The sequence below is a fragment of the Acinetobacter sp. ANC 3929 genome (genome assembly GCF_000369405.1).
GTDB lineage: Bacteria > Pseudomonadota > Gammaproteobacteria > Pseudomonadales > Moraxellaceae > Acinetobacter.
In genome coordinates, this window is record NZ_KB849998.1 from 476,558 (window position 1) to 500,434 (window position 23,877).

Annotated in this window: 18 protein-coding genes and 4 tRNA genes; 10 read left to right on the forward strand and 12 right to left on the reverse strand. The window is 42.1% G+C overall.

Annotated features, from left to right (window positions below):
- Nucleotides 1–5: 5 nt before the first annotated feature.
- The 4 genes from ftsI to F909_RS13995 form a co-directional block, all read right to left on the reverse strand.
- Nucleotides 6–1,835, reverse strand: a complete 1,830-nt coding sequence (gene ftsI / locus F909_RS14010; protein ID WP_005147362.1) for a penicillin-binding protein PBP3 — start codon at nucleotides 1,833–1,835, stop codon at nucleotides 6–8.
- A 10-nt stretch (nucleotides 1,836–1,845) separates the two neighbouring features.
- Complete coding sequence (locus tag F909_RS14005) at nucleotides 1,846–2,184, reverse strand: cell division protein FtsL (RefSeq protein ID WP_005147367.1); 339 nt, start codon at nucleotides 2,182–2,184, stop codon at nucleotides 1,846–1,848.
- 2 nt (nucleotides 2,185–2,186) lie between these two features.
- Entirely contained in the window at nucleotides 2,187–3,107 is a 921-nt protein-coding gene (rsmH, locus tag F909_RS14000) for a 16S rRNA (cytosine(1402)-N(4))-methyltransferase RsmH (protein WP_005147368.1), read from the reverse strand.
- Between the two features lie 197 nt (nucleotides 3,108–3,304).
- Complete coding sequence (locus F909_RS13995; protein ID WP_005147370.1) at nucleotides 3,305–4,300, reverse strand: sulfate ABC transporter substrate-binding protein; 996 nt, start codon at nucleotides 4,298–4,300, stop codon at nucleotides 3,305–3,307.
- Nucleotides 4,301–4,710: 410 nt separating this feature from the next.
- On the opposite strand from F909_RS13995, the gene F909_RS13990 reads away from it, so the two are divergent.
- From F909_RS13990 to F909_RS13960, 7 genes are all read left to right on the forward strand, one after another.
- Nucleotides 4,711–5,016 (forward strand): hypothetical protein, encoded by a 306-nt coding sequence (locus F909_RS13990; protein ID WP_005147371.1) that lies wholly within the window; start codon nucleotides 4,711–4,713, stop codon nucleotides 5,014–5,016.
- Nucleotides 5,017–5,124: 108 nt separating this feature from the next.
- A complete protein-coding gene (gltX, locus tag F909_RS13985; RefSeq protein ID WP_005147380.1) occupies nucleotides 5,125–6,633 on the forward strand; it encodes a glutamate--tRNA ligase in 1,509 nt (502 codons plus the stop codon).
- Between the two features lie 59 nt (nucleotides 6,634–6,692).
- Nucleotides 6,693–6,768 (forward strand) — tRNA-Ala (locus F909_RS13980).
- A gap of 24 nt (nucleotides 6,769–6,792) precedes the next feature.
- Nucleotides 6,793–6,868, forward strand: a tRNA-Glu gene (locus F909_RS13975).
- Between the two features lie 112 nt (nucleotides 6,869–6,980).
- Nucleotides 6,981–8,387 (forward strand): amino acid permease, encoded by a 1,407-nt coding sequence (locus F909_RS13970; protein WP_005147382.1) that lies wholly within the window; start codon nucleotides 6,981–6,983, stop codon nucleotides 8,385–8,387.
- 213 nt (nucleotides 8,388–8,600) lie between these two features.
- Nucleotides 8,601–8,676, forward strand: a tRNA-Glu gene (locus tag F909_RS13965).
- A 105-nt stretch (nucleotides 8,677–8,781) separates the two neighbouring features.
- A tRNA-Glu gene (locus tag F909_RS13960) sits at nucleotides 8,782–8,857 on the forward strand.
- A 43-nt stretch (nucleotides 8,858–8,900) separates the two neighbouring features.
- Here the strand turns inward: F909_RS13960 and F909_RS13955 are convergent.
- A complete protein-coding gene (locus tag F909_RS13955) occupies nucleotides 8,901–9,836 on the reverse strand; it encodes a hypothetical protein (RefSeq protein ID WP_005147387.1) in 936 nt (311 codons plus the stop codon).
- A 140-nt stretch (nucleotides 9,837–9,976) separates the two neighbouring features.
- A complete protein-coding gene (locus F909_RS13950) occupies nucleotides 9,977–11,626 on the reverse strand; it encodes a hypothetical protein (protein WP_005147391.1) in 1,650 nt (549 codons plus the stop codon).
- Nucleotides 11,627–11,856: 230 nt separating this feature from the next.
- On the opposite strand from F909_RS13950, the gene F909_RS13945 reads away from it, so the two are divergent.
- Nucleotides 11,857–12,195 (forward strand): hypothetical protein, encoded by a 339-nt coding sequence (locus F909_RS13945; RefSeq protein ID WP_005147394.1) that lies wholly within the window; start codon nucleotides 11,857–11,859, stop codon nucleotides 12,193–12,195.
- A gap of 33 nt (nucleotides 12,196–12,228) precedes the next feature.
- On the opposite strand, the gene F909_RS13940 is transcribed toward F909_RS13945, so the two are convergent.
- The 5 genes from F909_RS13940 to F909_RS13920 all read right to left on the reverse strand — a co-directional run bounded on the left by F909_RS13940 (nucleotide 12,229) and on the right by F909_RS13920 (nucleotide 19,572).
- On the reverse strand, nucleotides 12,229–13,173 hold the full coding sequence (locus F909_RS13940; protein WP_005147397.1) for a cation diffusion facilitator family transporter: 945 nt from the start codon (nucleotides 13,171–13,173) through the stop codon (nucleotides 12,229–12,231).
- A gap of 133 nt (nucleotides 13,174–13,306) precedes the next feature.
- Nucleotides 13,307–16,474 (reverse strand): efflux RND transporter permease subunit, encoded by a 3,168-nt coding sequence (locus tag F909_RS13935; protein WP_005147398.1) that lies wholly within the window; start codon nucleotides 16,472–16,474, stop codon nucleotides 13,307–13,309.
- On the reverse strand, nucleotides 16,464–17,699 hold the full coding sequence (locus F909_RS13930) for an efflux RND transporter periplasmic adaptor subunit (RefSeq protein WP_005147399.1): 1,236 nt from the start codon (nucleotides 17,697–17,699) through the stop codon (nucleotides 16,464–16,466). The genes F909_RS13935 and F909_RS13930 overlap by 11 nt, the downstream gene beginning before the upstream one ends.
- Complete coding sequence (locus F909_RS13925; protein ID WP_005147401.1) at nucleotides 17,699–19,120, reverse strand: TolC family protein; 1,422 nt, start codon at nucleotides 19,118–19,120, stop codon at nucleotides 17,699–17,701. Before F909_RS13925 ends, F909_RS13930 begins: the two co-directional genes overlap by 1 nt.
- A gap of 53 nt (nucleotides 19,121–19,173) precedes the next feature.
- Nucleotides 19,174–19,572, reverse strand: a complete 399-nt coding sequence (locus F909_RS13920) for a cation efflux protein, CzcI-like (RefSeq protein ID WP_212749610.1) — start codon at nucleotides 19,570–19,572, stop codon at nucleotides 19,174–19,176.
- A 153-nt stretch (nucleotides 19,573–19,725) separates the two neighbouring features.
- Here F909_RS13920 and F909_RS13915 point away from each other — a divergent pair, with 153 nt between their 5' ends.
- On the forward strand, nucleotides 19,726–20,418 hold the full coding sequence (locus F909_RS13915) for a YidX family protein (RefSeq protein ID WP_005147403.1): 693 nt from the start codon (nucleotides 19,726–19,728) through the stop codon (nucleotides 20,416–20,418).
- Nucleotides 20,419–20,523: 105 nt separating this feature from the next.
- Here the strand turns inward: F909_RS13915 and ettA are convergent, their stop codons facing one another.
- Complete coding sequence (gene ettA, locus F909_RS13910; protein WP_004803860.1) at nucleotides 20,524–22,185, reverse strand: energy-dependent translational throttle protein EttA; 1,662 nt, start codon at nucleotides 22,183–22,185, stop codon at nucleotides 20,524–20,526.
- A gap of 298 nt (nucleotides 22,186–22,483) precedes the next feature.
- Between ettA and F909_RS13905 the strand changes: the two genes are divergently transcribed.
- Nucleotides 22,484–23,761, forward strand: coding sequence for an O-acetylhomoserine aminocarboxypropyltransferase/cysteine synthase family protein (locus F909_RS13905; RefSeq protein WP_005147404.1), 1,278 nt, complete (start codon nucleotides 22,484–22,486; stop codon nucleotides 23,759–23,761).
- The last annotated feature ends 116 nt before the right edge of the window (nucleotides 23,762–23,877 follow it).

Genomic DNA, 23,877 nt, shown 5'->3' on the forward strand with positions numbered 1-23,877 from the left:
TTTACCTACGGATTGGACTTTATAGAAGTATCAAGTGGCTTATCTAAAGGCACATTCAAAAGCCGTAAAGATTCTTGCATGATGCGTGCAAATACTGGCGCTGCAACCAAACCACCGTAATAACGGCCTTGCGGGTTTTCAACCACGACGATCATGGCTAAACGCGGATCGCTGATTGGTGCAACACCTGCAAATAAAGCACGATATTCATTGTTTGAGTACCCTTTACGGTCTGCACGTAATTTATGTGCTGTCCCTGTCTTCCCTCCCACACGATAGCCAGGAATTACCGCTTGCTTAGCCGTACCACCAGGCATGGTCACTTGCTCAAGCATAGTGAGTACTTGATCGGCAATTTTAGGACTCAACACCTGTGTGCCTTCTGGGGCCTTATCTAGTTTTCGCAAACTCAATGGCATTTGTACGCCATGATTTGCCAACATGGCGTACCCTTGTGCCACCTGCAAAATGGTTGCATTCAAACCATAACCATAGGCCATGGTTCCCAATTGCGACGGATTAAGCTTATCACCCGAATAAAGCAAACCAGAACTTTCGCCCGGAAATTTCACCGCTGAACGATGACCGAAACCAGCACGTCTAAAGAATGAAGGAACCGTATCTTTTGGTAAAGACAAGGCGATTTTAGCCGAGCCTACGTTTGAGGATTTAATAATCACCCCAGAAACGGTTAAAGCACCATAGTTATGTGTATCACGAATGGTATGCCAACCTAAACGCATTGATCCTGGTGAGGTATTTACAATGGTATTCGGTGTGTATTTACCACTTTCCAAGGCAGCAGCCACGGTAAATGGCTTCATGGTCGAACCTGGCTCAAACATATCAATCGCGCCACGGTTACGCATCGCATCTTTATTACTGAGACCATTTTTATCATTCGGGTTATAAGATGGCCAACTGGTCATCGCCAAAATTTCACCCGTTTTAACATCGACTGCAATCGCCGTTGCTGAACGTGCATTATTGGCGACACCCGCAGCGGTCAATTCACGATACATAATATATTGCAAACGTGAATCGATGCTCAGTGTGACATTTTCACCTGATTCAACTTCTTTAATCACTTCTGAAACTTTCAGACGATTACCCTTTTTATCGCGGATAATTTTCTGTTCACCATCCATACCTGACAACTGTTTATTCAGTTGCATTTCCAAACCTTCAATCCCTACCCCTTCACTATTGGTCAAACCAATAATCTGTGCATTCGGCTGCGGTTGTGGGTAGTAGCGTTTATAACTTTTCTCTGCATAAACGCCTTGGAAATTACGCTTGGTAATCAAGTCAGCTTGCTGTGGTGGAATTTCTTTTTGCAAAACCAAGTAACGTGAACGTGGACGTGCCTGCATTTGTTTCTTTAAATCAGCACGATCTACACCAACGGCATCTGCCAGTTCATCTAGGTTCAAGTTTTTATCGGGCAATTGACGTTTTAATTTACGATTATTCGGGTCTTTTTTGAGTTCAGCTGTAATCTCATCAAATTGCTGTTTGGTTTCCCAATAATCTCTTGGGTCCATCACGATTTTCATGATCGGAGTACTAATCGCCAAAGGTACACCATGGCGATCACTAATCACGCCACGCATCGCCTCTAAACGCTCAGTCCTTAAAATATTGGCATTGGCCTTATTTTGCAAAAAGTCTTTATTGACCACTTGCACATAGAACGCACGTGCAATCAACACCACAAAACAAAGCAGCACCGTTCCCCAAAGCAGATAAAATCGCCACATATCCAAAGCAAGGGTCGGTCTTTCAGAAATAGACTGCTGTTTTTTTCGTATTGGTTTACTTCGCTTATCTGCCATACAGCATGCCTTATTTATCTTGCTTTGAAGTCATAGGTAAAGAAATCACGACCGTCTGCGTTGCTGGCGGTGAGAACATACGGAGTTGTGTGACTGCGCGAGAACCAATCTGTGCGGTTGCACCAAAGGTTTGCTGTTCAATCAATAAACGCCCCCATTCAGCGTTTAAATCATCTCTTTCACGCATATATGCACTCAAGTCACGATAATCATGACGGTATTCAAAGACTTGGAATACCACCATCATCGCACTTGTAAACACCAATGCAACGAGTACAGCATACACAACAACCTTTTTCAGTCCTTTTCTGCTGCTTGTTTTAACGTCGTCATCATTCTTGTTGTTCATTCTCAGCCTTTTTGCTCTAAACGCTCAGCCACACGTAGCCATGCACTACGCGAACGAGGATTTGCTTTTACTTCTGCTTCACTCGCACGAATACGAGAAACTTTCTTTAAACGTCGAGTATCGACCCGTGCTTGAGGCATGCCCCAACCTGAATCTTCGGCCAAACTCGATTCTTTTTGAATAAACTGCTTGATTAAACGATCTTCCAAAGAATGAAAGCTAATCACTGCCAGCTGCGCAGTTGGTTTTAATAATGTGACAGCTTGCGGTAAAAATGTCTCGATATCATCGAGTTCTTTGTTAATGGCAATACGAATCGCTTGGAAAGTACGCGTTGCAGGATGCTTATGCTTCTCCCACTTTGGATGTGCGGTTTTAACCACTTCTGCCAGTTGGGCTGTCGTTGTCATTTCACCTGCCAATTTAATGGCTTTGGCAATACGACGGCTATAACGTTCTTCGCCATATTGGTAAATAATGTTTGCGAGTTTTTCTTCTTCAATCTGAAGCAACCACTCTGCTGCGGTTAAGCCTTGCGAATTGTCCATTCGCATATCCAATGGCCCGTTTTGCATAAAGCTGAAACCACGTTCAGCTTGGTCCAATTGCGGCGATGACACGCCTAAGTCAGCCATAATGCCATCGACTTCAGTCAGACCAATGTGGGCGAGTTCAGATTGAATATCAGCAAAACTGGCATGAATAATTTTAAAACGTGGATCTTCTTTTTCTAATTGTGCTGCAACTTCAAGGGCTTGTGGATCTTTATCGAAAGCGTAAACGCGCGCGTTTTGGTCGAGTTTTGAAAGTAATAGCTTGGTATGACCACCACGACCAAAGGTCGCATCGACAAAAATACCAGTATCGCGACCTGCCAATACGCCATCAACGGTTTCATGAAGTAAGACAGAAATATGCGACATAAGAAATGAATCAACAGCTGAAAATGTAACTGCACATTATCACCTTGTTTTATGTCAGCACCAAACGACTTTTTGTAGAGAATTCTTAACTTTTCATAGATAAAACCGTTTTCTTATCATTTTTCAGCCAACAAAAAAGCAAATACAGCGCGTATTTGCTTTTCTACTTTTTGTACCAATTTGAATGAGAACTAAATTTATGGTTTTTCCGCATAAATCTGGTCAAAAATCGCACCATTCACAAAATGTGTTTTTTGCGCTTTTGCCCAACCACCAAATACGTCATTAATCTTGAACAGCTTAATCTTTGGAAATTGCTGAGCATATTTGGCAGCAACTTGCGGGTTACGTGGACGGAAATAATATTTCGCAGCCAGTTCTTGCCCTAAAGGTGAATAAAGGAAATTTAAGTAACCACGCGCTAACTGACGGTTGCCATTTTTATCGACGGTTTTATCAACAATTGCCACAGAAGGTTCAGCCAAAATCGAAATCGATGGATACACAATTTCAAATTTGTCTTTCCCTAGGCCTTGAGTTGCCAATAACGCCTCATTTTCCCAAGACAACAACACGTCACCAATACCACGCTCAGCAAAAGTGGTGAGTGAACCACGTGCACCAGAGTCTAAGACTTTGACATTTTGATAAAGCTTTTTCACCAATTCACGTGCCTTAACATCATTACCACCAGGCTGTTTCAATGCATAACCCCAAGCCGATAAATAAATCCAGCGTGGTGCACCACCCGTTTTTGGGTTTGGTGTAATGATTTCAACACCCGTTTTTGTCAAATCATTCCAGTCACGAATATTTTTTGGATTGCCTTTACGCACTAAGAACACTACGGTTGAGGTGTAAGGTGCAGAGTTATCTTTAAATTGTTTTTGCCAGTCTTTACGGATTAAACCTGCATTGGCAATTTCATCAATATCATTGGCCAATGCGAGCGTTACAACGTCTGCCTGCAAGCCATCAATGACTGAACGTGCCTGTTTACCCGAGCCGCCATGTGACTGTTTAAAGTCAACATCCTGTCCTGTTCTTTTTTTCCAGTACTGACCAAATGCTTGATTGTATTCTTGATAAAACTCACGTGTTGGATCATAAGACACGTTTAAAAAAGTAGTTGCCGCTTGTGCTACACTATTTAAGCCCAACGCCAACAATGCTGCTGCGATGACAGTTTTCATTTATTGTTTACTCATTTCGCCCCGTTTGTCACCACTATATTTCTTTAAAAATAATTTACAATCATATAGTTATACCAATAAATTTATTGCTATTCTATTTTTAAGATATAGCCCTAGCCCGTATTTCCTGTATTTAAACGATACTCAGCCTGCTATTTCCATGGAAAAATGAGAAAAATTATCATTCTCCACTTTTTCTACACATTTGCTTGCTAAATTCCAGTTGTACACAAAGTAGCCACACTGCTATAAATATACACTAGGATGTGTCAAATTTTTATATTTTTGTAAAAAGTGTGACATATATCAACTTTTTTATTAAAATTTATGTTTAAATCGTATTATTAAAGCAATACTATAGTTGTTTGGTTAGTCTTGTAGACTCAAAATCATATAAGGGGATGTGAGCAATGCGAGCATTAAATTTGAAAAAAACGCTAAGCTTAAGCTTATTTTTAGTATGTTCTATTCAATTTGGACATGCGGCAGCAATTAAAGAAAGCAATAACATAAGAACAATTGATAAATCTTCTTCAAGCTTAATTGTTAAAGCACTGGATCAACAAAAACGTAATACATCGATGTTGCCGTCAACAGATGATGAGTTAAAAATGTTGAATACGATTCGTACAACACCAACTCAGACCTTCTTTGCCAGCCAACATGAGCGTTTTTCTCGTTTCGTTCAAATCATATTCCAACCGCACACTTCTTAATATTTTTTAAATATGTGCCCCTTCACATGTTTAAATCAAGCCTAGTCATGCCGTGACTAGGCTTTTTCGTTATAATGGTCTCAATTTTAATTTAAGCCCCGATCATTTATGAAAGTCCGTACCCGTATTGCGCCTTCTCCTACAGGTTTCCCCCATGTAGGTACTGCTTATATTGCGTTATTTAATTTATGTTTTGCCAAACAACATGGCGGTGAATTTATTTTACGTATTGAAGATACGGATCAACTTCGTTCAACACCAGAATCTGAAAAAATGATTTTAGATTCTTTGCGCTGGTTAGGGCTGAATTGGTCTGAAGGCCCAGATGTTGGTGGTCCACATGCACCATATCGCCAATCAGAGCGAATGGGCATTTATAAGCAATACGCACTTGAATTAATTGAAAAAGGTCATGCATTCTACTGTTTTGCAACCGCAGAAGAGCTTGACCAAATGCGCGCTGAACAGCAAGCACGTGGCGAAACACCAAAATATGATGGTCGTGGCTTAAAACTATCTCCAGAAGAAGTACAACGTCGTCTTGCTGCGGGTGAACCTCACGTTATTCGTATGAAAGTACCGGAAGAAGGCATTTGTAAAATTAATGACTTACTCCGTGGTGAAGTTGAGATCCCATGGGTGCAAGTCGACATGCAAGTGCTGTTAAAAACAGATGGTTTGCCAACTTACCACCTTGCAAACGTAGTAGATGACCACTTAATGGAAATCACTCATGTATTACGTGGTGAAGAGTGGTTGCCATCTGCACCGAAGCATCAATTGCTGTATCAATATTTCGGTTGGGACATGCCAACTCTGTGCCATATGCCATTGTTGCGTAACCCAGACAAGTCAAAATTATCTAAACGTAAAAATCCGACGTCAATCAACTATTATCGCGACATCGGTGTATTACCAGAGGCATTATTGAATTATTTAGGCCGTATGGGTTGGTCAATGCCTGATGAGCGTGAAGTATTTACCCTGCAAGACATGATTGAAAACTTTGATGTACAACGTGTTTCTCTTGGCGGTCCGATCTTTGATGTTGAGAAACTGAACTGGCTCAATGGTCAATGGATCAAAGCATTAACACCCGGGCAACTGTTAGACCGTTTATTGGCATGGAAAAGTGATCGTCAAACGCTTGAGGAGATTGCTGCAGCGATTCAACCACGTATCAACTTACTCTCTGAAGCAGTGAATTGGGCTGGTTTCTATTTCAATCACATGCCACAAATCAGCAAAGCGCAATTTGAAAGCAAAAAACTGACAGAAGAACAAGTTCGTCAGAGCCTACAGTTTGCAATTTGGCGCTTAGAAAGTCAGTTCAGCTGGAATAATGACACGGTGAGTCAAACCTTGATGGACTTGGCCAATCAGATGGAAGTTAAACTTCGTGATTTCATGCCAGCTTTCTTTATTGCGATTGCAGGTTCAACCAGCTCTACGCCAGTGATGCAATCCATGGTGACATTGGGTCCAGATTTGACCTTTGCACGCTTGCGTCATGCTTTAGAGATTGTGGGCGCACCGAGCAAGAAAGAACTGAAAGTTTGGGAAAAGCTAAATGAATCACTAAAACTGCCGAAAAATGATGCAAATAGTGAGACTTAATTCAGTTTAATGATTGACGTGTGAGCGCATTCCCCCTAATATTGCGCTCACACAATCTGGGGGTCATAGCTCAGTTGGTAGAGCGCTACAATGGCATTGTAGAGGTCAGCAGTTCGATCCTGCTTGGCTCCACCAAACCTTATTTGTGTTGCCTCATCTGTCCCTATCGTCTAGAGGCCTAGGACATCGCCCTTTCACGGCGGTAACCGGGGTTCGAATCCCCGTAGGGACGCCAAATTTTGTTTATCTAATAATTATATTTTTCTCACAATCTTGCCTGAATCAGATTGCACATTTTCGAATTTTCCATAAAATAGCCGCTTCTCTATGCTTGGACAAATTGTCGTATGCAATCTTCCAACTCGAATACGCATTCAGAATCAAAAACTTTAAAACGTGCAATGAGCACTCGCCATTTAGTTATGCTTTCTTTAGGCGGTGCAATCGGTACAGGTTTATTTTTAGGTTCTGGTGAAGTTATCGCTCAAACTGGCCCTGTGGGTGCAATTATTGCCTATGTGTTAGGTGGTTTGATTGCCTATATGGTCATGCTCTGTTTAGGTGAACTTGCAGTACATATGCCTGTTGCTGGATCTTTTGGTGCATACGCTCAAAAATATATTGGTCCAGGCACGGGTTACATGATTTCTTGGGTCTATTGGCTCACATGGACTGCCACCTTAGGGACAGAATTTACCGCTGCCGCCTTGCTGATGCAGGAATGGTTCCCACATATTTCCATGTGGATCTGGACCATTATTTTTGCAGTTACCATTTTAGGGCTCAATCTTAGTTCAACACGCATGTTTGCTGAATCTGAGTTTTGGTTAGCCTTGGTTAAAGTAGTGACCGTGATTGCCTTCATTATTTTGGGCTTGTTGGCTATTTTTGGCCTGATTCCCTTCCAAGGTTATGAATCAGCACCACTGTTCCATAACTTGACTGCACATGGTTGGTTCCCGCAAGGTTTAATTCCAATCTTTACCACCATGCTGATTGTTAACTTCGCCTTCTCGGGTACAGAGCTGATTGGTGTGGCGGCAGGTGAAACCAAAGACCCCGCTGAAAATGTGCCTAAGGCGATTAATGCCGCCATCTGGCGTTTATTAATTTTCTTTGTCGGTACGATCATTGTGATTAGTGCACTGCTTCCTTTCCAAGCCGCAGGTTTGGGTACTGAAGGTGTCAGTAGCAGCCCGTTCGTTACGGTGTTTAATTATATTGGTATTCCTTATGCCGATGACATTATCCGTTTCGTGATTATTACGGCTTTGTTGTCTGCAGCAAACTCGGGTCTGTATGCTGCATCACGTATGATGTGGTCTCTCTCAGATCAGCGTCAGCTACCAAGTGTTTTCTCAAGACTATCTAAGAGTGGAACGCCGATTATTGCGCTTGTCGTGACCATGTTTGGTGCAATCCCAGGACTTTTATCAGAACACTTTGCGCCTGAAACAATTTTCAAGAATTTATTGGGTATCGCTGCATTCACTATGGTCATTGTGTGGATGAGCATCTGTTTAAGTCAGTTTAACTTTAGACGCCAGTGGTATAAAGCAGGCCATTCTGCAAAAGATTTGAAATTTGCTGCGCCACTTTATCCAATTGTCCCAATTCTCGGTTTCATCTTCTGTTTCATTACCGGTTTAAGTATGGCAGCAGATCCTGAGATGCAGGCTGGCTTTATTGGCTGTTTACTGTTTATTGCAGCCTGTTATTTAAGTCATTACGTGTTTTATCGTGATCGTAAATAATCAAATCCCATAAAAAATGCAGCTTAAGCTGCATTTTTTATGTCTGTAGATGTACTATTTATGTGGTGTTTTTTTCGCTTAACTACTTATTTTTGATTATTTATTCTGCGATATGTTTTATTTTTAGACACTTATTCACTTTTTTTAAGTTTTATTCAGAAAAGTGTTTGACACCCTATCTAATTCACCCTAATATACGCCCACCTCTGAAACGTCCCTATCGTCTAGAGGCCTAGGACATCGCCCTTTCACGGCGGTAACCGGGGTTCGAATCCCCGTAGGGACGCCACTAAATTCGAGGAAAAGCAAAGATTAACATTTTTGCCGAGAATTTAGGCCTAGCGGCACATGATATATTTAATATCTTCGCCATAGGTAAATCTCCTCACGATAAGTCCCTATCGTCTAGAGGCCTAGGACATCGCCCTTTCACGGCGGTAACCGGGGTTCGAATCCCCGTAGGGACGCCAAATTCTAAAAAAGCCACTGCATTGACAGTGGCTTTTTTATTGCCTATTCACTTCCAATTCCGACCTGAACTTCTAAACGGCCTGATTGTACTCGTAAACCTCGAATCTCAAATTGGTCCACCAGTTGTTGTACCAAATCACGACTTTCTTGCAGAATATTCAAACCTGGTAAAATACTAAAATCAGTCAGACTTAAAAGTTTATCAACCATCCAAGAACGATTATTAATGAAATCAATAAAACCCGCTTCTTCCAAATCAATATACCAAAGGCGGTGTCCTTCCTTTTGAATGCCTGGCACATCGCGAATCAGATGATTAATCAGGAAGGGAATCGGTAAGGAGTTAATCACCTCAAAACTGACATTACCCACCCGACGTGCGGCCCAGTTTGTTAAAGTACCGCCATGACGGATCTGTAAATCAAGATGCTCATCAACTTGACGCAAACGCAAATATTTTTCCTGCCCGATACGGCATTCCAGCACATTGAATTCGAGCGAAAGACGATACAGAAAACGACGGTAATGCCCATCTAACTCGATGTGGAAACGATCATTACCGCATTCAATTTTAATATCATCAATTTCAGAACGATCCATGCGTTTTCGGATCTGATTATTGAGCAGCATTTCAGGTAAATATAAGGTGAGACTGCTTTTCCCTAACGATGCTCTCGCCATCGTCAAAGCGACTTGACGTGCTGCCTCACTGGTTTCTGAAACCATGTCACGAACGGTATTGCGCACCCCTTCAACGCCACGCTTGGTATGATGTGTCACATGATCTAGAGCATCGAGTGCCGCATCTGCCACACCCGCAATATTACGTGACGTATCGCTGGCAAACTCAACCGCATCTTGTGCATGTTGCAATGTTTTATTGATCAGCCGACGTGATAATGATGGTTTTTCATCAGATGAAGATTCATCTGCTGGCATAATATCGAACATCGCCTTTTTATCATCTTGTCGATTCAAGATGTTCTCCCTCTTCCCTTTCTTGCTGACTCATTTCATATGAGTGTCGATCTGCTTTCTGAACTTATTAGACGTTTTTCTGTAGATTAGCATGTCCCACACGGCAATTTGCGTATTTTTGTTGTGCAGTGCCAAATTATTTAGGTCTTCAAATCGCCTCTTTCATTCCGAAATTCTAGCTCCTCATCCGTCGCGACAAACTGTTGTTTATTCTCTGCGTGTACCGTTTGAATCTGACTCAGACGAAGCACTTTATAATGCTCCAAGGCAGACTCAAGTAGTTGTACTTTTTCTTGCCCAATACCAAAATTTGATAATTCACGTAGTGCAACCCAAGCTACTTGTATCCGATCAGATTCATTGCATTGTTCTAGCTTGGTCTGCATCCACACTGATAAATCTCGAGCACGGTTGCGCATTTCAAACTGCAAAGCGAATAATCGACTACTGAGCGCGACTTCATCCCACAGCTTAAACAAGTGATCGACTTGTTTGAATTGCTGCAGCTGTCGTTGTAAATAAGGATTTAAAAGCGCTTGGTAGAACCATTTCGCAAAGACCGTCATTTCATAAACCACGATGTCACGCTGTGCATATAAAGCAGCTCGCTCTGGATGTTGTTTATTCAAACGTACATCCCCCAAATAAGCCATAAGACCTTGCTCTAAAATGATCTGAATTTGCCCCAACTGTAGATCGGCTATTTGTGTCGATTTCGTCTGAACAAGTAAATTGGTCAACTCAACTTTTTTCACAGGTTGCAACAAGACTTGCAAAGCATCTGTATCGTGTTGCATTGCTCGCCAGAACTGCCCAAGCAAATATGCTGTATCACGTTGTTGAGAGCTAGCTTCAATCTGTAGCAGATGTTGTAGCGCCTTTTGTAAGTCTTCTGACTGCGCTAAACATTCAATAATGCTAGTTTCACTTAACAGTTGTGGTGCACTTGCAATCATGGCTTGACTAAAAGGGATATGCGATTGCTTGCCGCCCAGCATCCCATTGATAGATTTCCCTAATGAGTTTAATCCCCTTCCGACATCTGCCAAAATATTGGTTTCAATCGCTCGTGTTTTTAAGATGGATTCAGGCAATAACTGACTCGCAGCACGCTGTAATGTCTGATTATAATTTTTCTGATCAATGGGCTTTTGATAGTGAATTAACAGATTCATAGCATATTCAGCATCACTCACATGCAGTTTATATTTAGACTCATTTCGATTTAATAAACACTCAATATAGGCATAAAACGCAATTTCATTACGCTGAGTAGATTGCTGGGCTGCCCATTCATATAACTCAATGGCTTGAGTATATTCTGTCGCGCCCGCATAGGCGTTAGCCAAAGCAACTGCATGCTGCGCACTCGGATAGTGCTGTTGGAAATAGCTGAGTAACTCAATTTTTGGTTGTTGATCTAGACAATGATCAAGTTGACGTAGATAGCCGTTGATTTGCTGCTGTGTGGGCTGTGTAACGATGAAATTGAGCCGATACATTAGACATTGTTCATACCAAGCATATTTACGCGCATGAACTTCATAAGCAGTGAGCAGTTCATCTTCAATCAGTTGAATCAATTCTGTGGAATAAAGAATATCTTCATCATTCTCATGTTTAAATTTCCACTGCTTGGGTAAAGAAACTTTAAATAACCGCAATAGGAAATGCGCACTCAGATCAGGACTTTCCATGCTCACCAGCATCAACTTATCTTGAGTTGAAAGATGCTCTTTTCCTTTCTGTATGCGTGACAAACGCAATTTTAGAATCTTGGTGGGTAGCATGCGGTTCCTTTCGCACTATTGAGCCAGTTCATCTCGCAACTTAGCAGACTGAACACCCTTTTGCGAATAGCTTTAGACGAGCTGTAGCCTGACCTTCTACGCGATCATATACGCAGGTCTCAATATCTGTACAATAGAAATAATAAGTAAATTTATGTATTTGAAACGCTCAGGATTTTTGCTTTTACATAAATTTCGCTAAAATAGACAAAACAGAATAGGAATCCTTTATGCAATATCGTTGCCCAAAATGTCAAAGTGTGAAAATTATGCCTGCGAGTCAGGGTGCCAATAGTCCGCGCCCAAATGTACCAAAAAGTTTAGTGCTTCTTGTTCCAGCTATTTTCATTTTATTGATCTTGGTCTTGATTAGTGTTGCGATGTGGATTTTTGGCAATGGCGCTGGTCAAGGTCTACAAATCGCGACTGTGGTGGTCTTTGCCATCTGTGTCATTGCAGGCGTTTTATTCTGGCGTGATCTGCCTGATTTTAAAATTTCAATGCAATCCTTTATGCAGGCACAAAAGCATTGGAAATGCCGTGACTGCAATAACGAATGGCAGAATTAAGATTGCATTAAAAGCCTTACACCTCACATCAGCTTAATGCTGATGTGAAGGATCATGTGCTACTTCTTCATTCTGTTGATGGGTATGCTGACAATTCATTTCTGCATCATCTTCAATTTGCAACGTCACCTCACCAATCTCATGTTCATGCGCCAACATATCAATTGCTGCACGATGTAGCTGATTACGATCTACATTCGGTGCAAAGAGATGTACCGTGAGATGAATATTCTTTGATGTGATCGCCCATACCTTCAATTGGTGGATGCTCTCAACACCGTCCAATGCCAGCAAATCATTACGTAGTTTCTCAATATCGACTTCTTCTGGTACGCCTTCCAACAAAATATTGATACTTTGTCTGAGCAGAATCCATGTTCTTGGTAAGACCCAGAAACCAATAGCAACCGCAAGAATGGTGTCCACCCAGTACCAATTGGTGAAATAAATCACAATCGCACCAATGATCACACCGACCGAACCCAATGCATCGCTCAATACTTCGAGATAAGCACCCTTCATATTCAGGCTTTCCGCTGCACTCGACATTAAAATCTTCATCGAAATCAAATTGATGATCAGACCTAATGAAGCCACGATCAGCATGCCAACACTTTGAATCTCAGGAGGCTGAGTAAAACGCTGGTAGGCTTCGTAAAGAATATAGATTGCCACAAAGAATAGCATCGACGCGTTAAATAATGCCGCCAGAATTTCAAAACGTTGATAGCCAAAAGTACGCTTATTATCCGCTGGCCTTTTAGCAATTTTAATTGCAGCTAGAGCTATCGCCAAAGCAGCAGCATCGGTAAACATATGCGCAGCATCGGACAATAAGGCTAAACTTTGTGTAATTAAACCCGCGACCACCTCAACGATTAAGAATGTTGAAGTTAATACCAACGCAATCGTAAGTTTTTTTGCATTGCCTTCAGTAACGACTGCATGACTATGGTCATGCCCTTGATGTCCACTCATGTTGGACTCCTTATCATTATCAAAAATAAGACCTATCTGTTTCAGGTCTTATCGTCAGCCAAAGCTGGGATAGCTTTGGCTAATTCAGATTCTTCTTAATAAAATGCTTAATTAAGAAGATAGCATAAACGGATTAAGTTGCGGTTTCCTGAATTTTTCGCTCTTTAGCTTCATTCATCCAACGATAAACCACAGGCAAGATCAACAAGGTCAGTAAGGTAGATGAAATAATCCCACCAATCACCACAGTTGCCAACGGGCGCTGTACTTCGGCACCTGTGCCTGTGGCAATCGCCATCGGGATAAAGCCGAGCGATGCGACAAAAGCCGTCATTAGAACAGGGCGTAGACGTAATACCGCGCCATGCCATGTGGCGTAATGAACATCGTATTGTTCTCTTAGCTCTTTAATAAAACTGAGCATCACCAAACCGTTCAGTACCGCGACACCAGATAAGGCAATAAAACCTACGCCCGCAGACATCGACAATGGAATATCCCGAAGCCATAGCGCAACTAAACCACCTGACAATGCGAATGGAACACCACTAAATACCAATAAGCTCTCTTTAAAATTATTAAAGACAGCCATTAACAGAACAAAGATCATCAGCAATGCCAATGGCACCACAATTTGCATTCTGGCTTTAGCAGAGGCAAGATTTTCAAACTGACCGCCATAACCAAGCCAATAACCGCTTGGTAATTTTTGCTGTGCAAGTTTCTGTTGCATCTCACCCACGAATGAGCCTAAATCACGATCTCGAACGTTGGTGGTCACCACAACACGGCGCTTACCATTTTCACGGCTAAGTTGTGCCAGACCTAAGATATTTTCAACCTTGGCCACATCTTGCAGTTTGATCAGACCACCATTCGGTAGCTGAATCGGCAACATCGCCAATTGCTGCGGGGTCCGCATGACATCATCGAGACGCACCACAAAATCGAAGCGACGGTCACCCTGTAAAATCTGCCCAACACTTTGTCCACCGATACTCGCTGCGACTAAATCTTGAATGGATTTCACTGATAAACCATATTGCGCCGCGAGAGCATGATCAATATCAACATTAAGTAAAGGTAAGCCATCCGTTTGCTCGACCTTCACTTCACTTGAGCCAGTGATGGTTCGTAACGTTTGGGCAACTTTTTCTGCTTCTTGGTTCAAGACCTGCATATCATCACCAAAAATTTTCACCCCGATATCGCTACGCACACCTGAAATCAGTTCGTTGAAACGTAATTCAATCGGCTGAGAAAACTCACTGTTATTGCCCGGAATTTTCTCAACATAGGCCAACATTTTGGTCCGCAACTCATCGATTGTTTCTGACTTGTCGGGCCACTGATCTCTCGGCTTTAACAGAACAATTGCATCAGAAATATTGGGTGGCATCACATCGGTTGCCACTTCTGCCGTTCCTGTACGTGCAAAAATTGCCTTGATTTCAGGAAACTCTGCAAGTAACTGCTTCTCAACACTTTCCTGAATTTTGAGCGATTCCTCAATCCCTGTACTTGGTGCACGCATCAATTGTAAAGCAAAGTCACCTTCGCTCAGTTGGGGCGCAAACTCACTTCCAACTCGAGAGCCAATCGCAGCCGTGAGGATCAAAATGGTCACTGCACCAGCCACTACCACATAGCGAAAGGCATAAGCTTTATCTAGCAAAGCTTCATAATTGCGTTTTAGTGCAGCCATCCAGCGACTTTCTTTTTCTTTTACCTCACCCGTGACAAATAAAGCTACCGCAGCAGGAACGAAAGTCACCGATAAAATAATTGCTCCGATTAATGCCAATACCACCGTCATGGCCATTGGATGGAACATCTTCGCTTCCACACCTGCCAATGCGAAAATTGGCAAATACACCACCATAATGATGATTTGTCCAAAAATCAGCGGACGTCTTGCCTGCTTTGCTGCCAAGAATACTTCAGTAAAGCGTTCAGAACGCGTCAATAATCGCCCTTTATGGTGCTGGGCTTCTGCTAACCGTCGAATACAGTTTTCAACGATCACCACAGCGCCATCGACGATAATCCCAAAATCCAGTGCACCCAAACTCATCAAGTTAGCACTAATTTTTTGCTCAGCCATACCTGCCAGCGTAAACAGCATCGACAAGGGAATAATACATGCGGTAATCAGTGCCGCACGGAAGTTACCTAGGAACACAAACAGAATCACAATCACCAGGATTGCGCCTTCAATTAAGTTCTTGGCAACGGTCTTAATGGCTTTATCGACCAAATTACTGCGGTTATACACTGTTTCGATCACCACCCCTTCAGGCAATGAACGTTTGATTTCCTGCATTTTGCTATCTAATGCTTGGGCGATAGATTTACTGTTCTCACCCATCATCATCATGGCGATCCCGAGTACAGTTTCTTCACCATTATAGGTCGCGCCACCTGTTCTTAGGTCATGCCCAATTGAAACCGTTGCGACATCAGCAACACGAATGGGTAAACCATTTTTGGTACTGACTGTGACATTTTCAATGTCCTGTACCGTCTTCAACATGCCCGGAATACGAACTGTGAGTTGTTGACCATTTTCTTCAATAAAGCCCGCACCGCGGTTTTCATTGTTTTCAGTCAACACCGTTTGCAGGTCAGTTAAAGGAATTTGCAATTGTTGCAAACGTTTTAAATCTGGGGAAACCACATAGGTCTTGTTGTAACCACCAATGGTATTAATTTCAGCAACACCAGGCACACGTTGTAATTGAGGACGAATAATCCAGTCCTGAATTTCACGCAGGTCCATGGCTTGATAAGGCGTACCATCTGCTTTTTTGGCATTCGGTTCTGCCTTGACCACCCACTGATAAATCTCACCTAAACCCGTTGAAATCGGTGACATTTGTGGATCAATGTCATCAGGCAAGGCACTTTTGGCCTCTTGCAAACGTTGATTGATCAGCTGACGTGCCCAATAAATATCGGTGCCATCTTTAAAAATCACCGTGACTTGGGATAAACCATAACGGGAAATCGAACGAGTCTGCTCCAGGTTTGGAATACCAGACATGGCATTTTCAATCGGATAAGTAATCCGTTGCTCAACCTCTGGTGCAGTAAATCCACCTGCCTGACTGTTAATTTGTACTTGAACATTGGTAATATCGGGAACAGCATCAATTGAAAGCTTTTGATAGCTATAAATCCCGACACCAATCCATGCCACAACAAACAGCATGACCCAAATCGCATTGCGAATGGAAAATTGAATAATACGGTCAAAGAGGCCTTCCGCAGGTGGAAGCCCCAAATTATCTTTAGTGTCCATGCTCAGCCTCTCCTTTCTCAATCTCAGATTTCAAAAGGAAACTGCCCTGACTAACATATTGCTGTTTTTCAGTCAGGCCGGATTGAATTTCGACCCACAGTCCATCACTCGAGTAATTACCGAGCTGTACTGGCGTTGGGGTGAAATGCAATTTATCTTTTTCTTGCTTGGCCACAAAAACAGTTGCTTTGCCCTCGATCTGCTGAATCGCGCCTTTGGCAACACGCAGGACTGACTTTTTATCCGCACCATTCAATAACACATTGACCATCAAATTTGGTCGCAGTTCTTTGGCAGGGGTCAGTACTTTGGCACGAACTTGCAAACGACCCGTTTGTGTATCTGCCGCTGTAGTTAAGGTCTGAATCTGTGCTTTAAAAGTATTACTGGTTTGCAGGGATTTGAACTCGATCTGCTGATTTGGTTGTACATTGATGTTATTGACGCTTGGTAAAATAAACTCAATCCAAAGCTGATCCAATTGATCAATCACAAACAATTGCTTATCTGGAGTAATCTGCTCACCCACTACAATATCTTTCAGGCTGACGACACCACTTAATGGTGCGGTCAACACATAACGTCCCTGACTTCCACTGGATGCACCTAAAGCAGATAAACGACTACGGGCTGCTTGTACCTGAATCTGTGCCTGACGATAGGCATTATAGGCACGTTGATAATCCTGACGCGCTGAAACGCCTTGTTCCCAAAGTTGCTTTTCACGCTGATAATCTTGCTGAGCAAGCGTTAAAGCCTCTTGAGCAATACTTAAATTGGCTTGCTGATCCACCAGATCTGGAATAAACAAAGTGGCTAAAACCTGTCCTTTCTTCACTTGTTCGCCGAGTGCAGCATTGACACTTTCTACGCGTCCAGCAAAAGTTGCTGAAACATGCGCTTGCTGATCAGTATTGGTTACCAGTTTCGCAGGATAGGCATATTGCTGCCCCACTTCACCTACACCGACCTGAGCCAATTTAACGCCATATTCCGTCATTTGTTTTGGTGTTAGGTTTAAGCTGCCTTCCTCAGTTTCATCAGCATGTCCAGCCTCACCTTCAGTATGACCTTCTTCGCCTTCGGCATGACTATCACCTGCTACAGCCGCGTCACCACTGGCTTTGTTCTTGCCAGTAAAAAATAGTAAAGCGCTGAGGATTAAGCCAACAACGACAACCAGAATGACCCAAAACCACTGCTTTTTAGATTTATTTATCGACATTATTCTGCTCCTACAACAGCGGGAAGGTTATTGGTATCTTTCCAAAGGGTCTGATTGATTTGATTTAACGCATCACTTGAACTGACGACACCAGATTCAATACCCAATGCCAAGCTCTCTGCCTCAATCTGTTTTTGCCATGCACTTTTAAGCAACTGTACTTTGTTTAAACGTTGATCCTGCAATTGCATAGTGGCTTGCTGCACATCGGTAATTGCATATTTACCCACTTTAAAACCCAACAGCATCTTTTCCTGTACGGTTTCAGACAATGGAATTTGTCGCTGATTGACCAGATCAAACTGTTGCTTTAGACCTGACAACTCTGCAGTTAACGTCTGAATCGCATTTAAGTTTTGTTGCTTATAAAACTGTTGCTGCTTGACCAGCAAATCTTGTTTAGCATTGGCGATACGCAATGAATATTGCTGACGATTGAAAATATTTAGCGGAATATCAATGCCCACTCTGAACTTGTTATCAGTGGAATTCGTTTCCGCACTTTTACTTTGTACCATCCCTAAATTAAGAGTTGGATTCGGTCGGTTGGATACTTTCAAATAATCAATATTGGCTTTTTGTCGCACAATATCGAGTTGGATTGCCCGCTCAAATAGATTGTTCTGCAAATAGCTCTGCAAATCTTTTTGTTGCGGCCAGACATTACTTGCTCGGGCAGAGAATCGATAGTCAGTACTGCCCCATAAGTTTGCCAATTGGCGCTTTGCTGTGGCCAAAGCCAGTTCGGTTTGTTGAAATAAACGCTGATTTTCAATATGTGCCATCAAGGTACGGTCTAAATCAACCTGCGCAATGCTCCCAGCTTGCAGTCTTAAACGCGTTGCATCTAAAGTTGCCTGACTGTTTTTTAACTGTGCCTGAACAACATCATGCTCTAGCTCTAACACCACGACCTGCGACCAAAGATATTTGACGGCCAATTCGAGTTGAGCATCGTATAATTCTTGATTAAGACTCACTTGGGACGCTTGCACATCAGCGAGTTTCACCGCTGCACGACGTTCACCAAAAACGTCTAGCTTTTGTGAAAGGCCAAACTCTAATTCCTTGTCTTTATCTGATCTGAAATCCGTTTGTTGAATCGAAATACTCGGGTTTGCCCATAAACGTGCTTGTTTAACATTGGCCTCGGCAATGCCTTGCTGAGTTTGCCAAACACCCATACTTGCCTGATGCTGTTTCACATCTTGCAGAATTTGTTCAAAATTCAGATTTTTCTGAACAGCCTGAGTCGAGGAATGATTCACATCAATTAAAGACTCTGCTGTAGCAGACTGACTAAAAATCACAGCCGTTAACGCAATCGCTAAGACTGACCATTTTAATGCCAATGAAGGCGCACCATGTTCTACTGCATTTTTATTCAATGCATAGGCACGCTGATTTAAATTTAAAGACATATAAAGCCCCGCAAATAATAAGGTTGCGGTGGGCTATTTTTCGGCTACCCCACCTATAGCGGGGTCAATACAGGGGGTGGGTTTAGTTCTGATAAATGCGGGGACTGGTAAGAATTAGACCAGTAATATTTAGGTTCAGCTTCATGAGCCCGTAAAATGGGTTCATTCAACTGTTGCTGTGCTTCGGTCACGACCACATGGAAACAAGAAGGCAAATGATCATGATGATCCTGCAAACTTAATGGCATCGGTAAATCAGAAGCGTATTGATCAACCACTTTTGAATGTTTCTCAGAAACTTGTGCATTTTCAGGGACGTGATGCCCAAAATGATTCAAAGCACTGTATTCACCCGACTTTTCATGCGCACAATAAGCCGCTGCCACATTCCAGAAACTTTGGAACATGAACAAACTCAGCAAGACGGTCACAAAAATCGTTGAGCGTTGCAACAGCACACCCTTACAGTAAATTGCACAAAGGCACTATAGCAGGCTATGCCAATGTAATAAAATTACAAAACTTTTTTGTACAAACTTCCTTCTGATTTAAAACAGTTTTTTATTCTAAAGAGAAACAACTTTACCATTTCTTGAGTCATTCCTATGTATAAAACCTTATCATTTTTACTATTCACTGCCTGTTTCGGCCTAAGTGGTTGCGCAACCACCCTATTAGATAAAGCTTTTCCGAATGAAACCACACAAACTCAATCAGTTACCTTAAAGCAAGATCAAATTATTGCTTTAGGTCAAGCTATTCAAAATCAAACCGAACAGGGCCTAGTCTTTATCGGGCAGGATTTTAATTATTTAATGACGGATGGTAGTGCCGAACTGTTAAAACTCCTCAATACGATTCCAACAGAGCAACGCACTTTGACCAGCCCTTCACCGCTAGTGCTGACCATGGAAGATCCCAATCATTTCCGCGGGGTGTTACAAATTCGCTATAACACCCGAATGGTAGATCTTAATCAAAAGCAAAAAGTCTTATTAAAATCCTTAGGTTTTCGCCAAAACTTTGATTTGATCCAAAATCAGCAAACTGCACCCTATCCTTATATCAATGTATTTTTCAAAGGACAGCTTTATCAAGGATTAGATCACAAAAAAATTCAGCAGAAACTACCACAACCTTATCCAATCCTCCTCCAGCAACAGATAACGACCACCACCAAGCATCCAGTTAAACGTGCGACCCACATGGTGCTTTATCCTTTAGCTATGGCCTTCGATGTCATCACTGTTACTCCACTTTTGATATGGTCTGATATGCGGGGTGATTTTAATAAATAAATACCAAATTCAGCAGATTCTATTGATATCGCAGATTCTGTTAAATCAACTTTTCATAAGCATAAAAAAAACCAGCTCGAAAGCTGGTTTTTTTATTGACAGGAATTAACCCGTAATCTTTTTATATTTAGAACGTTTTGCTACAGCTGCATCACCTAAACGTGACTGACGGTAAGCTTCATATTCTGCATAGTTACCTTCGTAGAACTCAGGTTGTTCATTTTCAAATGACAAAATATGAGTCGCAATACGGTCAAGGAACCAACGGTCATGTGATACCACCATAACGGTACCTGGGAATACAAGAATTGCATCCTCAAGAGCACGTAAAGTTTCGATATCCAAGTCATTTGATGGTTCATCCAGTAAGATGACGTTTGCACCTAACTGTAAGATTTTTGCAAGTTGTAAACGGTTACGTTCACCACCAGACAATTCGCCTACACGTTTTTGCTGATCTTGGCCTTTGAAGTTAAAGCGACCGATATAAGCACGTGATGCAATTTCGTATTCACCGATTCTTAAGATATCTAAACCGCCAGAAACTTCTTCCCAAACAGTTTTATTGTTATCCAATGTATCTCGGATCTGACCTACATAAGCCACTTTAACTGACTCACCTAGCGTTACAGTTCCCGTATCTGGTTGCTGTTCGCCCGTCATCATACGGAACAGTGTCGTTTTACCTGCACCGTTCGGACCGACAATACCAACAATCGCAGTTGGCGGTATTGTGAAAGTTAAGTCTTTATACAACAGTCGGCCATCAAATGATTTGCTGATGCCTTCAACTTCTACAACTTTATTTCCTAGGCGCGGGCCAGGTGGAATATAAATTTCAGAAGTTTCGTTACGCTGCTGGAACTCACGTGAGTTAAGTTCTTCAAAACGTTCCATACGCGCTTTGTTTTTCTTTTGCTGACCTTTGGCATTTGAACGAACCCATTCAAGTTCTTTTTTCAATGCCTTGGCAAAAGATTCTTCTTGCTTGTTTTCTTGCTCTAAACGCGCATTCTTTTGTTCTAACCAAGAAGAATAGTTACCTTGGTAAGGAATACCCATGCCACGGTCAAGTTCAAGAATCCACTCAGCTACGTTATCTAAGAAATAACGGTCATGCGTAATCGCAACGATGGTGCCTGGGAAGTCTTTCAAGAAACGCTCTAACCAAGATACTGATTCAGCATCTAAATGGTTCGTCGGTTCATCAAGAAGTAACATATCTGGCTTAGAAAGCAATAAACGGCAGAGTGCAACACGACGGCGCTCACCACCTGAAAGTAGTGATACATCTGCATCCCAAGCTGGAAGATTCAATGCATCAGCAGCAATTTCAAGCTGGTTATTCAGGTTATGCGCATCCCAAGCATGAATGATTGATTCTAATTTTTCCTGCTCTTTTGCAAGCGCATCAAAATCTGCATCAGGCTCAGCATATTCAGCAAAAACTTGATCAAGACGAGCTAAAGCATCAAGTGCTTCACGTACACCATCTTCAACGTTACCACGAACGTCTTTGGTTGGATCTAATGGCGGTTCTTGTTCTAAGTAGCCGATTTTGATTCCTGGTTGTGCACGAGCTTCACCTGAGAAATCTTTATCTACGCCAGCCATAATACGGAGTAAGGTTGACTTACCAGCACCGTTCAAACCAAGCACACCAATTTTTGCGCCTGGGAAAAATGATAAAGAGATGTCTTTCAAGATTTCGCGCTTAGGCGGAACCATTTTCGACACTCGATTCATCGTATAAATATATTGGGCCACGCAGGACTCCTCAAGAAAAACGAATACATCGCAAAATAGCGAATAAAATAATCGGCGTATTATACGCTGAAAACCCAATTGACTTGAAGTTAAGATGACATTTGTTTGTCTGGATCAAAGAATTTTCTTTTGCAAGACATTACAGGGTTGAATTATTTACTCATTCTCAAAAATGATTACGCCCATTCAAGACTCGCTATATCACTAAAATCACTATCAAGCGCAAAAATTATGCACCATTTTGGATAAAATATACGCTAGACTCGATCGATATTTAACACACGTAGATGATGTAATCATGACCTATAAAGATGAAACCTTAGCTATTCATGCGGGATATTCACCAGAAGCAACCACCAAAGCAGTGGCCGTACCAATCTATCAAACCACTTCTTATGCCTTTGATAATACGCAACATGGTGCAGATTTGTTTGATCTCAAAGTTCAAGGGAATATCTATACCCGAATTATGAATCCAACCACTGCCGTACTTGAGCAGCGTATTACAGCATTGGAAGGCGGTATTGGGGCACTGGCTTTAGCCTCAGGAATGGCAGCCATTACTTATTCTATTCAAACCATTGCCGAAGCAGGTGACAATATTGCGTCAGTGTCTACCTTGTATGGCGGGACTTATAATTTATTTGCTCACACGCTGCCAAAGCAAGGCATCGAAGTACGTTTCTTTGATTATCAGAATCCTGAAGCGTTACGCCAAATTATTGATGATAAAACCAAGCTGGTGTTTGTTGAGTCGATTGGCAACCCTCTGGGCAATATTATCGACCTTGAAGCGATTGCCAAGATTGCACATGAATACGGTGTACCTGTGATTGTGGATAATACGGTGGCTACACCTGCCCTATTGAAGCCATTTGAATTTGGTGCGGATATTGTGGTGCACTCTCTGACCAAATATATCGGTGGGCATGGCAACAGTATTGGTGGCGTGATTGTTGATAGTGGCAAATTTCCTTGGGGCAAATATCCTGAACGCTTTAAAGCTTTAAATACACCTGACCCAAGCTATCACGGTGTGAATTATGTCGAAGTATTAGGTGAAGCCGCTTTTATTGCACGTGCGCGCGTAGTGCCATTACGTAACACCGGTGCTGCAATTAGCCCATTGAGCGTATTTTTGATCCTGCAAGGTCTCGAAACTTTGAATCTGCGGATGGAACGTCATACTGAAAATGCCATCAAGGTTGCCGAATATTTAAAACAACATGCAAAAGTGAAGTGGGTGAATTATGCAGGTCTAAAAGACCATCCACAGCATCATTTGGCACAAAAGTATGTGAAAGGTAAACCTTCTGCCATCCTTTCCTTTGGTGTTCAGGATGGTTTGGCAGGTGGTACCCGCTTTATTGATGCATTACAGCTGTTTACGCGTTTGGTGAATATCGGGGATGCCAAAAGTTTGGCTTGTCATCCAGCCACGACAACGCACCGCCAGCTCAATGCGGAAGAGCTTAAATCAGCAGGCGTCAGTGAGGACTTAGTCCGTTTATCTATTGGGATTGAACACGTTGATGATCTGATTGCCGACCTCGAACAGGCCCTTGCACAAGTTTAATTTTAATCAAATCAATAAGCCCCGATTCAGGGGCTTATTTTTTGTGCAGAAACTAAAAAATATAATTTCTTTTTCAACTATTACAATATCTTGTTTTAGAGCTTTTACTCTAAAAA

What these genes read in the sequence shown, in the direction of transcription:
- ftsI (WP_005147362.1), bottom strand. Translation starts at nt 1,835, where the DNA reads ATGGCAGATAAGCGAAGTAAACCAATACGAAAAAAACAGCAGTCTATT.
- F909_RS14005 (WP_005147367.1), bottom strand. Translation starts at nt 2,184, where the DNA reads ATGAACAACAAGAATGATGACGACGTTAAAACAAGCAGCAGAAAAGGA.
- rsmH (WP_005147368.1), bottom strand. Translation starts at nt 3,107, where the DNA reads ATGTCGCATATTTCTGTCTTACTTCATGAAACCGTTGATGGCGTATTG.
- F909_RS13995 (WP_005147370.1), bottom strand. Translation starts at nt 4,300, where the DNA reads ATGAAAACTGTCATCGCAGCAGCATTGTTGGCGTTGGGCTTAAATAGT.
- F909_RS13990 (WP_005147371.1), top strand. Translation starts at nt 4,711, where the DNA reads ATGCGAGCATTAAATTTGAAAAAAACGCTAAGCTTAAGCTTATTTTTA.
- gltX (WP_005147380.1), top strand. Translation starts at nt 5,125, where the DNA reads ATGAAAGTCCGTACCCGTATTGCGCCTTCTCCTACAGGTTTCCCCCAT.
- F909_RS13970 (WP_005147382.1), top strand. Translation starts at nt 6,981, where the DNA reads ATGCAATCTTCCAACTCGAATACGCATTCAGAATCAAAAACTTTAAAA.
- F909_RS13950 (WP_005147391.1), bottom strand. Translation starts at nt 11,626, where the DNA reads ATGCTACCCACCAAGATTCTAAAATTGCGTTTGTCACGCATACAGAAA.
- F909_RS13945 (WP_005147394.1), top strand. Translation starts at nt 11,857, where the DNA reads ATGCAATATCGTTGCCCAAAATGTCAAAGTGTGAAAATTATGCCTGCG.
- F909_RS13940 (WP_005147397.1), bottom strand. Translation starts at nt 13,173, where the DNA reads ATGAGTGGACATCAAGGGCATGACCATAGTCATGCAGTCGTTACTGAA.
- F909_RS13935 (WP_005147398.1), bottom strand. Translation starts at nt 16,474, where the DNA reads ATGGACACTAAAGATAATTTGGGGCTTCCACCTGCGGAAGGCCTCTTT.
- F909_RS13930 (WP_005147399.1), bottom strand. Translation starts at nt 17,699, where the DNA reads ATGTCGATAAATAAATCTAAAAAGCAGTGGTTTTGGGTCATTCTGGTT.
- F909_RS13925 (WP_005147401.1), bottom strand. Translation starts at nt 19,120, where the DNA reads ATGTCTTTAAATTTAAATCAGCGTGCCTATGCATTGAATAAAAATGCA.
- F909_RS13915 (WP_005147403.1), top strand. Translation starts at nt 19,726, where the DNA reads ATGTATAAAACCTTATCATTTTTACTATTCACTGCCTGTTTCGGCCTA.
- F909_RS13905 (WP_005147404.1), top strand. Translation starts at nt 22,484, where the DNA reads ATGACCTATAAAGATGAAACCTTAGCTATTCATGCGGGATATTCACCA.